The following is a 12,321-nucleotide window of genomic DNA, read 5'->3' as shown; positions in this document are numbered from 1 at the left end:
GAGAAACCATGCAGGAGAAGCGCTGGCACGTCGAAGTGCACATCGACGAAGACGACGACGGCCGCACCCGGGCCACCGCCCGGCTGCACACGGCCGACGACACCCGGGTTTCCGGGACCGGCGTGGCGCGGCTCAACCCCGCCGACACCGCCGTGCCCGAGATCGGCGACGAGCTGGCCGCCTCGCGCGCGCTGAGCGACCTGGCCCACAACCTGCTCGAATGCGCGGCAGGCGACATCGAAGCCTTGACACGCAAACCCGTCCGGCTCGACCACTGAAAGGAGCGGACATGCGGATCCTCGTCGTCTTCGAGTCCATGTTCGGCGCCACCGAGGAGGTGGCCAAGGCGATCGGCAAGGGACTGGCCGTGTCGGCCCCGGCGGAAGTGGTCAACGTCGACAAAGCGCCCCGGGACCTGACCGGCGTCGACCTGCTCGTCGTCGGCGGCCCCACCCACGTGCACGGGATGAGCCGCCCGGCCACCCGCAAGTCGGCCGCGGACCAGGTGGACTACCCGGCACACTCGTCGACGGGCATCCGGGAGTGGCTGGACGCGCTCGACGTGGTGCCGGCCGGGCTGGCCGCCGCGGCCTTCGACACCCGGATCGACAAGCCCCGCGTGTTCACCGGGGCCGCGTCGCTCGGGGCGGCCAAGCGGCTGCGCCGTCGCGGGTGCCGGCTCGTCCTGCCGGCGGAGAGCTTCTTCGTCGGAACGACACCGATCGACATCGGCCCGGAACCCGGTGAACCGGAACGAGCCGAGGCGTGGGGCGCGGCGCTCGGGGCGGCGCTGGTCCGCGCCGCCACCTGAAGCCGTGGCGGACGCCCCGGCGGTCGGCGTGGAGGAGGAGTTCGTGCTGCTGGACACGCACACCGGGGCGGCCGTCCCGGCGGCTCCTCGCCTCCTGGCGGCGCTGCGCGGGGAGCCCGGCGTCGTCCCGGAGTTCCTGCGCTTCCAGATCGAAACCGTGACGAGCGTGTGCCACTCGCTCGCCGAGGTCCGTGCGGACCTGACGCGGCTGCGCCGCCGGGTGGGCGAGGCGGCCGCGGACACGGGGTGCCTGGCCGTGGCCACCGCTGTCGCGCCTTTCGGCACCGTGCCGCTGGTCACCGCCGAACCGAGGTACGAACGGCTGGCCGCGCTCTTTCCCGCGCTGGTGGCAGGCGCCGGCACCTGCGCCTGCCACGTCCACGTCGGCATCCCGTCGCGGGCCGCGGGCCTGCGTGCGCTCGCCGGGCTGCGGCCGTGGCTGGGTGTCCTGCTGGGCCTCACCGCGAACTCGCCCTACGTCGACGGCGCCGACTCCGGGTGGGCGAGCACGCGGTACCCGCTCTGGTCCCGCTGGCCGACGGCCCGGCCGCCCGCCGCGTGGCTCGACGTCGCCGAGTACGACGCGGCCGTCTCCGAGGCGATCGGCAGCGGTGCCGCGCCGGACGCCCGCGCGGTGTACTTCTACGCCCGCCTGTCGCCGCGCCACCCGACCGTGGAAGTACGCATCGCCGATGTCTGCCTCGACGTCGCCGACGCCGTCGTGCTCGCCGGGCTGGTGCGGGCCCTCGTGACCACGGCGTTGCGGGGCGAGGTGGGGCCGCAGCCGTCCGACGCTGCCCTCGCCCGGTCGCTCCGGGCCGCCGCCCGGCACGGCCTCGACCGGGCCGCCGCCACGCGGCTGCTGGCGCACGTCCGTCCCGCACTCGAGGAGGTCGGCGATCTCGAGGTGGTGCACCGGGGGTGGGCTGCGCTCGCGGACCGGGGCGGCGGCGCGGTCCGGCAGCGTGCGCTGCGGGCGGTGTCGGCCACTCCGGCGGAGTTCGCCGCCCGGCTCGCCGCGGCGACCCGGGGAACCGAAGACGAGAGCCTGGAGGCAGCACAGTGAGTTCCGGAACAGTGACCGGCACGGCGGAGTTCCACGCGCTGCCCGTGACCACCGTCGCCGCGCAGCTCGACGTCGACCCGGCGCGAGGATTGACCAGCGCCGAGGCCGAAGCGCGGCTGGCGCGCTTCGGCGACAACGTCGTGCGCGTGCCCGCCGGGCCCGGGCCGATCCGGCGGTTTCTGGCGCAGTTCCACAACCCACTCATCTACGTCCTGCTGCTCGCGGGTGTGGTGACGTGGGTCTTCGGCGGGCACGTCGACGCCGGCGTGATCGCCGGGGTGGTCCTGCTCAACGCCGTCGTCGGCTTCGTCCAGGAATCCCGGGCCCAGCGCGCGCTGGAGGCACTGTCCCGGATGGTCCCGGCGACGGCCACGGTCGTCCGGGACGGGGTCCCGCAGCGCGTCCCCGCGGCCCGGCTGGTGCCGGGCGATGTCGTGGAACTCGCCGCGGGCGACCGGGTGCCCGCCGACCTCCGGCTGATCGAGGTGCACCTGGCCGAGGTCGACGAGTCCGCGCTGACCGGCGAGTCCGTGCCGGTGGTGAAGGCCACCGGCACGGTAGCGCCGTCGGCTGCGGTCGCCGACCGCACCGGCTCGGCCTACTCGGGGACACTGGTCACCCGGGGGCAGGGGCGTGGGCTGGTCACCGCGACCGGCGGCGAGACCCAGCTGGGTGGGATCCAGCACCTGGTCGCCACCGCCCAGGTCGTGGAAACGCCGCTCACCCGCAAGCTCGCCCGGTTCTCGAAGCAGCTGAGCGTGGTGATCGTCGCGGTCTCGGCCGCGGCCTTCGTGCTCGGCGTCGCGCGGGGCACACCGGCGCCGGAGATGTTCACCGCGGTGGTCGCCCTCGCCGTCGGCGCGATTCCCGAAGGGCTACCGGCCGCGGTCGCGATCGTGCTGGCCATCGGCGTCGTGCGGATGTCGCGGCGCGGCGCGATCGTGCGGCACCTGCCCGCGGTCGAAACCCTCGGCGGCACGACGGTGATCTGCACCGACAAGACCGGCACGCTGACCCGCAACCGGATGACGGTGACGACCCTCGCGGCGGCGGGGGCACCGGTTTCGCTGACCGAGGCGGGGGAGACGCTGCGGGAGTGCCTGGTGGCGGGAGTTCTGTGCAACGACGCGGAACTCGACGAAGGAGACCCGACCGAGATCGCGTTGCTCGGCTCGGCGATCGCGGCGGGCCTGGACCCCGCCGCGATCCGGGCGGCCGCGCCGCGCACGGACACCGTGCCGTTCGAGTCCGAGACCCGGACGATGACGACGGTCCACGGCGGTGTTTCCTACCTCAAGGGCGCGGTCGAGGAGGTCGCGGCCCGCTGCGAGGCCGAGGTGGCGCCCGGTGGTGTCGTGCGTCCGCTCGACCGCGATGCCCTGGACCGGGTGCACGCCTCACTGACCGCGCAGGGCCTGCGGGTGCTGGCCTTCGCCCGCGTGACGCCGGGGACCACGCCGGTGCTGCTGGGCCTGCAGGCCATGCACGACCCGCCGCGGCCGGAAGCGGTCACCGCGGTCGCGGCCTGCCGGAGCGCGGGCATCGACGTCAAGATGATCACCGGCGACCACGCCGGCACGGCCCGCGCAGTCGCCGGCGAGGTCGGCTTGGCTGCCGGCCGGGTCCTCACCGGCGCCGAGCTGGCCGCCGTGCCGGAGAACGAGTTCGACGAGACGGTGGCGGGCACGCAGGTGTTCGCGCGCGTGTCGCCGGGGCAGAAGCTCGACCTGGTCCGGGCGTTGCAGCGGCGTGGGCACGTGGTCGCGATGACCGGCGACGGGGTGAACGACGCCCCGGCCCTGCGCCGCGCGGACATCGGCGTCGCGATGGGCGCGGGCGGCACCGACGCGGCCCGCCAGGCGGCGGACATGGTGCTGACCGACGACGACTTCGCGTCGATCGAGGCGGCCGTGCGGGTGGGCCGCGGCGTGTTCGACAACCTGCGCAAGTTCATCGCGTGGACGCTGCCGGCGAACATCGGCGAGGGCATGGTGGTCCTGGTGGCGATCCTGCTCGGCGCGACGCTGCCGATCGTCCCGGTGCAGATCCTGTGGATCAACATGACGACGGCGGTGTTCCTGGGCCTGACGATGGCGTTCGAGCCGACCGAGCACGGCATCATGGGACGCCCGCCGCGCCCACCCGAGCGGCCGTTGTTCACCGCCTCCCTGCTGCGGCGGGTGGTGCTCGTGTCGTTGTTGCTGGTGGTGGCGGCTTTCGGCGCGTATCGCCTGCAGCTCGGTCTCTCCGCTTCGCTGGCCGAGGCACGGACGACGGCCATCAACGTGTTCGTGGGTGTGCAGGCGGCCTACCTGCTGAGCTGCCGGTCGCTGGATCGGCCGGTGCTGCGCGCGTGGCCGGGGCACAGCCGGATGTTCCTGCTGGGGCTGGGGTTGACGGCCGGGTTGCAGCTGTTGCTGACGTACGTGCCGGTGATGAACACGTGGTTCCACACGGCGCCGGTCGGGGTCGTCTCGTGGCTGTGGGTGGCCGGGGCTTCGGTGATGGCGTTCGCGGTGGTGGAGACGGACAAGCTGCTCTGGCACCGGTACACCGTCAAAGCCAGTCGCGGCGCTTGAACAGCGCGTACAGCGTCGCCGAGATGATCAGGATGGCCAGCGTCGAGACCCACACGCCCGAAGCCGAGCCGAAGCCCGGGTACGGGATGTTCTGGCCGTAGAACCCGGTGATCGCGGTCGGCACCGCGATGATCGCCGCCCAGCTGGTCACCTTCTTCATGATCGTGTTCAGCCGGTTGGCCTGGATGCTCAGCTGCGTCTCGCGGATCGTCGCGATCAGCTCGCGCAGGGACTCCGTCCACTCCGTGACGCGCAGGACGTGGTCGTAGACGTCCTGGAAGTACGGCAGGAGCGTGTCGTCGCGACGCATCAGGGCGGCGACGATCTCGCGCATCGGCACCGCCAGGTGGCGCAGGCGGCCGAGGCTCCGGCGCAGCGTCAGGGACCGGCGCTGCAGCTCCGTGGGGTCGGCGTGGTCGGCGAACACGAGATCTTCGAGGGCCTCGACCTGCTCGTCCAGGGCCTGGACGGCGTCGAGGTGGCCGTCGACGACGTAGTCGAGCAGGCCGTGCAGCAGGAACGCGGGGCCGTTCTTGGCCAGGTCCGGTGTGGTGTCCCAGCGCGTCACGAGCGCGTCGATGTCGGTGGTGTTGTTGCGGTGCACCGTGATCAGCACACGGTCGGTGACGAACGCGTCCAGCTCCGAAGCAGCCAGGGCGTCGTCGGTCACGCGCACCGTGTACGCGGCGAGGAACGAGTGCCGGTCGTAGCGGACGAACTTGGGGCGCTGGTGGTCCTCGTCGAGAACGGACGCCACGGCCAGCGGGTGCAGCCCCAGCTCGGTGGCGAGCGCGGCCAGGTCGTGGGCGGTGGGAGCGTCCAGGTCGAGCCACAGCGTCACCGACGGGTCGGCGAGGTGGCGGGCGGCTTCGGCGGCGGGGAAGTCCTCCCGCTCGAGGACGCCGCTGCGGTACAACCGGCTGCGCACCATCGGCTCAGCCGTCGTGCGCGGCGGCGAGGCTGGCGCGGCAGGCTCGGACCAGCTGCCGGGTGGCCCGGGTCGCGGGGGTGTCGCCACAGGCCGGGCAGCGGACCGAGACGTCACCGGCCAGCTGGTCGATCGCGACGTTCAGCGCGCATTCACAGGCGCGGCACCAGCGGGTGCCGGTGATGATGACCACGTGCAGGGGGGAGGCGACGCAGTCGTGCAGCCAGCGGCGGTGGGTGCGGCAGGTGACGCGCTCCAGCGGGTCCAGGCCGTCCTCTTCGGACCGGTCTTCCGCGGTCAGCGTGCGGGCCAGCCGGCGGTCGGTGACGTCGGCGTAGCGGGCGTCGGCGAAGTCGGCGGGTCGCAGGGCGAGCCGGTCGTGGCGGTTGCGGCGGGGGGACGTCGGCTCGGCGGTGGTCGCCGGGGCGAATCCGGGATCGCTGTCCATGGTGTGCCTCACTTTCGTCGGATCCCAGAGTCCGCTCGGCGAGGCCGGGGAAGGAGAGCCGGACCGCCCCGGTTGCCGGGGTACGGGGACCCCGGTTCCGGTGGGGCGAAGGCCCATCGGCGCGAGGACTTCCGTCAGCCGACGGTGCGGACCAGGTACACCGGGCACGCCGCGTTGTGCAGCAGCGCCTGGCCGGTGGATCCCAACAGCAGACCGGGGAAGCCGCCGCGGCCGCGGTCGCCGAGCACGACGAGCTGTGCGGCCGCGCTGCGCTCGATCAGCTCGCGACGCGGGTGACCGCGGACGACCACCCGTTCGACGGTGATGCCGCCGGTGTCGTGTTCGCCGGTGAGCTCGCCCAACAGCTGCTCGCCGGCCTCGGTGGCGGACCGCTGGTCCAGGTGCGGATCGGTTTCCGGGCGCGGTTCGTCCGCGGACGCGTGGACCACGACCAGGCGGACCTTCCGCACGTGGGCCTCGGCGACTGCCGCCGCGAGGATGCGGGCGCTGGGCTCGCTGCCGTCGATCCCGGCCACGACCGGCCGGTTCGCCGCCTCCGGGTCGTCCCAGGAGTCGCCGCGGACCACCACCGCGTCGCAGGCGGCGTGCGCGCCGACGGCCGAGGCGACCGAGCCGGCGAGCAGGCCGGTGAGCCGGCCGCGGCCACCGGAGCCGACCACGACCAGCGCCGCCGTGCGCGACGCTTGGATGAGGGCCTGCGCGGCCCGGTCGGGATCCAGCCGCGTGGCCACCGCGGTCGCGCCTTGCGCTTCGGCGATCTCCTGCGCCGCCCGCAGGTAGCGGCGCCCGTGCGCGCGGAGGGTGTCCTTCATCTCCTCCGGCGGCGGGACGACCCCGCCGGCCAGCAGCGCCGGGAAGTCCAGGGCGTGCACGATTTCGAGCGGGACATCCCGCAGCCGGGCGGCACGGGCTGCCCAGCGGACGGCGTCGAGCGCCTCGCCCGACCCGTCGATCCCGGTGACGATCGGTTGGTGCGGCGTGTTCATCGGCGGCTCCCGGTCCGGCTGTCGTGCGCCGACCGTAGGACGGCGGTGCGGCCGTCCGCTGCGGCCGGAAGTCACTCGGCGAGGGGACTTCCGGCGGTCAGCATCCCGGACTCTTCCCGCAGCACGGCCGACCGTGGCCCGCCACCGTGCGGACGCCGTGTACCTAGCACGATCCGTTTCCAGGCGGGTGGGCAGGAGCGGCCGAAGGTCACCGGCCGCGGGGACGAACGGCCGCAGCGTCCGCGTTCGCGTGCGCCCTACCTTCGGGATCACGAACTGCAACCCCGGAGGGAAACGTCATGAGCGCAACCGGAAACGCGCCGGTCGTGGTGGCCGTGGACGGCTCGGAAACGGCGGCTGCGGCGGCGTTGTGGGCGGCCGGGGAAGCGGCCCGGCGGCACGCTTCGCTGCTCGTCTTCACCGCGTACGGCTACGAAGACGGCGCGTTCGGCGGCAAGGTCTACCCGCCGTCGGACTGGCTGGCGGTCAAGGAGGCCGAAGCGGATCAGGTGCTGCGCCGCACGCGGGCGATCCTCGAAGCCGCCGTCCCGGGGCTGGCCGTCGACACCGAGGCCAGTGACCGCGGGCCGGTCCCGGCCCTCCTGGGGGTGTCGGAGCGGGCCCGGTTGCTCGTCACCGGGGAGCCCGTCGGCCCGATCGCCGGGCTGTTCAGCGGGTCGCCCGACGTCGACCTCGCCGCCAAGGCCCACTGCCCGGTGGTCGTGGTGCGCGGCCGCGAGAGCGTCGACGGCCCGGTGGTCGTGGGCGTCGACGGCAGCCCGCTGAGCGAAGCGGCGATCGCGTGGGCGTTCGAGGAGGCGTCGCTGCGCAACGCGCCGCTCGTGGCGATCTACACCTGGCACGACGGCGATACCGCCGGCCTGTTCAGCGACGGCAACATCGCGTTCCAGGGCGAGTCCCTGCGCGACTCGGGGCAGCGGTTGCTCGCGCAGCGGCTCGCCGGGTGGCAGGAGAAGTACCCGGACGTCGAGGTCGAGCGCCGCGTCGAGCACGACAAGCCGCGCCACCGCCTGTTGTCGGCGAGCCGCGGCGCGCAGCTGCTGGTCGTGGGCAGCCGTGGCCGCGGTGGCTTCACCGGGCTGGTGCTCGGCTCGACGAGCCAGGCCCTGCTGCACCACGCGGCCTGCCCCGTGCTGGTCGTCCGCACCGAGAACGCCTGAACGAAGAAGGAGTACCTGCCATGACCACGGTTTCCGCGGTGATGACCGCCGATCCGATCACCGTCTCGCCGCAGACGCCGTTCAAGGACATCGCCGAACTGCTGACCGGCAACGGGATCAGCGCGGTCGGGGTGGTCGACAAGACGGGCGCGCTGGTCGGCGTCGTCTCGGAAGCGGACCTGCTCCCGCACCTGTGGGACGACCCGAAGCCCCGCCGCCGCGACCGCCGGCTGGCCCGCAAGGCGACGGCGTGCACCGCGAAAGACCTGATGACCAGCCCGGTCGTCACGATCGACGCGGAGGACTCCCTGGCCGTCGCGGCGGCGAAGTTCGCGCGCTCCGGCGTCCGCCGGTTGTTCGTGCTGCGGGGCGGAAAACCGGTGGGCGTGCTGTCCCGCCGCGACCTGGTCCGCACCTTCACCCGCGGCGACGCGGACCTCGACCGCGAGGTGTGCTCCCGGATCCGGCAGCTGGGCTGGGGCCCGGACCGGGTCCGCGTGGAGGTGCGGGCGGGGATCGTGACGGTGGTGGGCCGCGTGGAGCGGCGCAGCGACATCGACCCGGTGACGCGGCTGATCAGCGAGCTGTCCGGGGTGGTGGAGGTGCGCAACCGCCTCGACTACGTGTGGAACGACGTGGCTTGAGCCGCAGCGGCGCACCCGCGAAGGCCCTCCCGGAGTGGGAGGGCCTTCGCTGCGGTTCAGCGGCCGCGCAGCTGTTCCGGGATCGGCAGGCCCACGCCGTACGGGCGGGGGAGCGGCCGCAAGACCTCGTCGATCGGCCGGCGCGGGGTCGCCGGCAGCGGCTTCGCACCCTTCGGCGGGTAGCCGAGGCGCACCACCAGCTGGGGCTCGAGCCGGCCGCCGAGGACGCAGTCGCGGACCAGGCCGCGGGTGCTCGTCAGCTCGAACGGCTCGGTGTACACGCAGGACGCCAGGTTCAGCCGGGTCGCGGTGAGCAGGACCGCGCCGGCGGCTTCCCCGGCGCGGAGGCGGTCGAGTTCGGTGTCGCCTTGGGTGGCGAGCACGGTCAGGACCGCGCCGTCGGGTCCAGCCGTGTCCGGGATGCGCCCGCCCGCGAACTCGCGGATCCGCAGCTCGCGGCGGGGCGCGAGGGCCAAGACGGCGTTCCGGGCCGGCACGCCGTCCGGGGCGTGGTCGCGGCCGCTCCACGCGGCCAGCTCGATTTCGTAGTCCTGGTCGGCCCGGTGCAGCCCCGCGGCCTCCGCGGCCGCGGTCGCGAGCACCGTCCGGTGCGGAGCCGCCGTCACCACGTGCAGGGCCGCGCCCTGGTCGGAGGCACTCTTCTGCAACAGCACCTCGTCCCGCGCCTGCAGCGACCGCCGGGCGAACCGACGCCGGTCCGAACGGCGGCGGGGGATGGCCGCGGCGAGGGCGATATCGTCGTCGCGCGTGTCGTGGGGCACCAGGTCGATCCTCGCCGGCAGGCCGGGTTCGGGCAGCCGGTGGATGCGCGCGGCCCACCCCATGGCCGCCGCGGCGACGGTGAAGTGGTGCAGGGCGCACCCGCAGCTGACGAGCAGGTCGCGGCCGTCGGGATCGGCGTGGGGCAGCCGGCGGACCGGGTCGGCGCGCAGCTCGACCGTGCGGCCGCTGAACCGCCATTGCCACGGCTGGGAGTTGTGCACCGAGGGGGCACGCACCGCCAGCGCGACGGCTGCCCGCACGGTGGTGGCGTCCGGCGTGGTGAGGTCCATCGTTCCTCCTCGGATCGAGTGCCTCCATGCTCGCCGCGGCGGTGCGCCGGTCACAGGGGCCAAGGGCTTCGCGGAGGTGACCCGGTCGAGGCCCTTCGGCCCTTTCCGGCACCCGGCGGGCAGCCGAACCTGGGCACGGACCCCGGGAGGACCCATGCACCCGCACGATCCCTTCGCCCACGCGGTCAGCCGGGCTGCAGCTGCTGCCGCCGCACTCGACCCGCCCAGCTCGCGCCGCCTCGCCGAGCTGACGACCGGAGACGGCCGTGCGAGCTGAAACCCGCCGGGAAGCCGGCCTGCTGGCCCTCGTCCTCCTGCTCGTCACCGCCGGGGGCATCGCCTGGTGGACGGGCGCGCCGGCCGCCGCCGACGTCGTCTGGGCCGGGGCCGACCTGGTCACCCTCGTGCCGGCCGTCGTGTGGGTCGCCGCCGATCTGCGGGCTCGCCGGTGGGGTGCCGACCTGCTCGCCGTCCTGGCGCTGGTCGCCACGCTGGCGGTGGGCGAGTATCTCGCGGGCGCGATCGTCGCGGCGATGGTCGCCACGGGCCGCGTGCTGGAAGCGGGTGCGCAGCGGCGGGCGAGCCGGAACCTGACCGCGTTGCTCGACCGGGCGCCGCGGGTGGCGCACCTTCGGACCGCGACCGGCCACGAAACCGTCCCGGTCGGCGAGGTGCGGCCCGGTGACCTCATCGTGGTCCTCCCGGGAGAAGTCGTGCCGGTCGACGGCGTCCTGCCCGACGGCGGCACCTTCGACGAGTCCGCGCTGACCGGCGAGCCGCTGCCGGTCGCGCGGCCCACCGACGACACCGTCCACAGTGGAGTCGTCAACGCCGGCGCCGCGGTCGACGTCCGGGCGAGCGCCGCCGCGGCCGACAGCGCCTACGCCGGAGTCGTGCGGCTCGCCGAGCAGGCGGCCGCCCGCACCGCGGGCATCGCCCGGATCGCCGACCGCGTCGCCGTCTGGTTCCTGCCCGCCTCGCTGCTGATCGCCGCGTTCGCCTGGCTGCTGACCGGGGAGGCGGACCGGGCGGTCGCCGTCCTGGTGACCGCGACGCCGTGCCCGCTGCTGCTGGCCGTCCCGATCGCCGTGACCGGCGGCATGTCCCGGGCGTCGAAGGCCGGCGTGGTGGTCAAGGACGGCGCCGCCCTCGAAGCGCTCGGGCGCGCCGCGATCCTGCTGATGGACAAGACCGGGACGGTGACCAAGGGCCGTCCGGAGATCACCGACGTCGTGTGCGCGCCGGGACGTGACGCAGCTGATGTCCTCTCGCTCGCGGCCGGGGTGGAGCAGTATTCGCCGCACGTGCTGGCGGCGGCGGTGGTGCGGGCCGCGGCGTCGGCCGGAGCGACCCCCGCGTCCGCCGAGGACGTCACCGAAGAGGTCGGCTCGGGTGTTCGCGGCCGCGTGGGCGGCCACTGGGTCCGCGTGGGCCGTCGGCTCGATGCGGACCTGCCCGCGTGGGCGCGCGGCGCGGCCCGCCGCGGCCGGCTGGATCTCGCGTCGGTGCTGTGGGTCGAGTCCGACGGCGAGCCCGTCGCGGCCCTGCTGGCGAAGGACCCGATCCGGCCCGACGCCGCCCGGACGATGCGCCGGCTGCGGGCGGCGGGGATCGGCGAGGTCCGGCTGCTCACCGGTGATCGCGTCGACAACGCCCGCGAGGTCGCCGCGATGCTCGGGCTCGACGACGTCCGCGCGGAGGTGACGCCGGCGGACAAGCTCCGCGAGGTGGAGGCCGCGTGCGCCCGGGGCGTGACGGTGATGACCGGCGACGGCGTCAACGACGCGCCCGCACTGGCGGCGGCCGACGTGGGCGTGGCGCTGGGCTCGCGGGGCGCCACGGCGGCCGCGCAGGCCGCCGACGCGGTGATCCTCGACGACCGCCTCGACCGCCTCGCGGACGCGGCGGAGATCGCCCGCCGATCCCATCGGCTGGCGGTGCAGAGCGCGGTGGCCGGCACCCTGCTGTCGCTGGTGGCCATGCTCGCCGCGGCCGGTGGTGTCCTGGTGCCGGTGGCCGGGGCGCTGGTCCAGGAGGCCATCGACGTGGTGGTGATCCTGAACGCGCTGCGCGCTCTCGGCGACCGGAAGATCCACGGCCCCGCCCCGGCCGCGATGGTCCGGCGGTTCGAGTCCGAGCACGAGAAGCTGTTGCCGGCCCGGGCCGCGGTCCGCCAAGCGGCCGACGCGCTGGCCGAAGGAGCGACCCCGGCCGCGGACGCGGCGCTCCGCTCGGCGGCCCGGCTGCTCGCCGAGGAGCTGCTGCCGCACGAGCAGGCGGAGGAGACCGAGCTGTACCCGGCGTTGTCGACGGCACTGGGCGGCCCGGAGAGCACGGTGACGATGAGCCGCGAGCACGCGGAGATCGGCCGCCTGGCCCGCCGGCTGGAGCGCCACTTGGCGGAGGCACCGGACGGGATCCAGCCCGACCAGGTCGACGACCTGCGCGCGACGCTCTACGGGCTGGATGCCGTGCTGACGCTGCATTTCGCGCAGGAGGAGGAAGCGTACTTCACGCTCCCTTCGTCCTGAGCGACTCGCCTGATGCGGCACCCGGCGGAATGGCGTGGGACTGTAAGCGGCGC

General features: G+C 74.5%; 11 protein-coding genes. 7 read left to right on the top strand and 4 right to left on the bottom strand.

Going from position 1 to position 12,321, the window contains the following annotated elements; translation table 11 throughout:
* The first annotated feature begins 8 nt into the window (after positions 1 to 8).
* The 4 genes from ABZX11_RS20550 to ABZX11_RS20535 are packed head-to-tail and all read left to right on the top strand — an operon-like array spanning position 9 to position 4,456.
* Positions 9 to 278 (top strand): DUF1876 domain-containing protein, encoded by a 270-nt coding sequence (locus tag ABZX11_RS20550; RefSeq protein ID WP_354914967.1) that lies wholly within the window; start codon positions 9 to 11, stop codon positions 276 to 278.
* Between the two features lie 11 nt (positions 279 to 289).
* Entirely contained in the window at positions 290 to 811 is a 522-nt protein-coding gene (locus ABZX11_RS20545; RefSeq protein WP_176177122.1) for a flavodoxin domain-containing protein, read from the top strand.
* 4 nt (positions 812 to 815) lie between these two features.
* Positions 816 to 1,877 (top strand): YbdK family carboxylate-amine ligase, encoded by a 1,062-nt coding sequence (locus ABZX11_RS20540; RefSeq protein WP_354914963.1) that lies wholly within the window; start codon positions 816 to 818, stop codon positions 1,875 to 1,877.
* The gene (locus tag ABZX11_RS20535) at positions 1,874 to 4,456 is read left to right on the top strand and encodes an HAD-IC family P-type ATPase (protein ID WP_354914960.1); all 2,583 of its coding nucleotides are present in this window, start codon (positions 1,874 to 1,876) and stop codon (positions 4,454 to 4,456) included. Before ABZX11_RS20540 ends, ABZX11_RS20535 begins: the two co-directional genes overlap by 4 nt.
* On the opposite strand, the gene ABZX11_RS20530 is transcribed toward ABZX11_RS20535, so the two are convergent.
* The 3 genes from ABZX11_RS20530 to ABZX11_RS20520 all read right to left on the bottom strand — a co-directional run bounded on the left by ABZX11_RS20530 (position 4,434) and on the right by ABZX11_RS20520 (position 6,839).
* Positions 4,434 to 5,387, bottom strand: coding sequence for a magnesium transporter CorA family protein (locus tag ABZX11_RS20530; RefSeq protein WP_354914957.1), 954 nt, complete (start codon positions 5,385 to 5,387; stop codon positions 4,434 to 4,436). The genes ABZX11_RS20535 and ABZX11_RS20530 overlap by 23 nt on opposite strands.
* A gap of 4 nt (positions 5,388 to 5,391) precedes the next feature.
* Positions 5,392 to 5,832, bottom strand: coding sequence for a hypothetical protein (locus ABZX11_RS20525; protein ID WP_354914954.1), 441 nt, complete (start codon positions 5,830 to 5,832; stop codon positions 5,392 to 5,394).
* Positions 5,833 to 5,966: 134 nt separating this feature from the next.
* Entirely contained in the window at positions 5,967 to 6,839 is an 873-nt protein-coding gene (locus tag ABZX11_RS20520; protein WP_354914951.1) for a universal stress protein, read from the bottom strand.
* Between the two features lie 299 nt (positions 6,840 to 7,138).
* Between ABZX11_RS20520 and ABZX11_RS20515 the strand changes: the two genes are divergently transcribed.
* Entirely contained in the window at positions 7,139 to 8,020 is an 882-nt protein-coding gene (locus ABZX11_RS20515) for a universal stress protein (protein ID WP_176177127.1), read from the top strand.
* A 20-nt stretch (positions 8,021 to 8,040) separates the two neighbouring features.
* On the top strand, positions 8,041 to 8,664 hold the full coding sequence (locus tag ABZX11_RS20510; protein WP_176177128.1) for a CBS domain-containing protein: 624 nt from the start codon (positions 8,041 to 8,043) through the stop codon (positions 8,662 to 8,664).
* 56 nt (positions 8,665 to 8,720) lie between these two features.
* Here the strand turns inward: ABZX11_RS20510 and ABZX11_RS20505 are convergent, their stop codons facing one another.
* Positions 8,721 to 9,737 carry a hypothetical protein gene (locus tag ABZX11_RS20505; protein ID WP_354914946.1) on the bottom strand — a complete coding sequence of 339 codons (1,017 nt, stop codon included), beginning with the start codon at positions 9,735 to 9,737 and terminating at the stop codon, positions 8,721 to 8,723.
* A gap of 266 nt (positions 9,738 to 10,003) precedes the next feature.
* Here ABZX11_RS20505 and ABZX11_RS20500 point away from each other — a divergent pair, with 266 nt between their 5' ends.
* Complete coding sequence (locus ABZX11_RS20500; protein ID WP_354914943.1) at positions 10,004 to 12,268, top strand: heavy metal translocating P-type ATPase; 2,265 nt, start codon at positions 10,004 to 10,006, stop codon at positions 12,266 to 12,268.
* The last annotated feature ends 53 nt before the right edge of the window (positions 12,269 to 12,321 follow it).

It is taken from the genome of Amycolatopsis sp. NPDC004169 (assembly GCF_040610315.1).
GTDB lineage: Bacteria > Actinomycetota > Actinomycetes > Mycobacteriales > Pseudonocardiaceae > Amycolatopsis.
This window is presented reverse-complemented; position numbering and strand designations above follow the sequence as displayed.

Excerpts from the sequence above, each read along its gene's own strand:
- ABZX11_RS20520 (WP_354914951.1), bottom strand. The coding sequence starts at position 6,839 with ATGAACACGCCGCACCAACCGATCGTCACCGGGATCGACGGGTCGGGC.
- ABZX11_RS20515 (WP_176177127.1), top strand. The coding sequence starts at position 7,139 with ATGAGCGCAACCGGAAACGCGCCGGTCGTGGTGGCCGTGGACGGCTCG.
- ABZX11_RS20550 (WP_354914967.1), top strand. The coding sequence starts at position 9 with ATGCAGGAGAAGCGCTGGCACGTCGAAGTGCACATCGACGAAGACGAC.
- ABZX11_RS20525 (WP_354914954.1), bottom strand. The coding sequence starts at position 5,832 with ATGGACAGCGATCCCGGATTCGCCCCGGCGACCACCGCCGAGCCGACG.
- ABZX11_RS20545 (WP_176177122.1), top strand. The coding sequence starts at position 290 with ATGCGGATCCTCGTCGTCTTCGAGTCCATGTTCGGCGCCACCGAGGAG.
- ABZX11_RS20505 (WP_354914946.1), bottom strand. The coding sequence starts at position 9,737 with ATGGACCTCACCACGCCGGACGCCACCACCGTGCGGGCAGCCGTCGCG.
- ABZX11_RS20510 (WP_176177128.1), top strand. The coding sequence starts at position 8,041 with ATGACCACGGTTTCCGCGGTGATGACCGCCGATCCGATCACCGTCTCG.
- ABZX11_RS20530 (WP_354914957.1), bottom strand. The coding sequence starts at position 5,387 with ATGGTGCGCAGCCGGTTGTACCGCAGCGGCGTCCTCGAGCGGGAGGAC.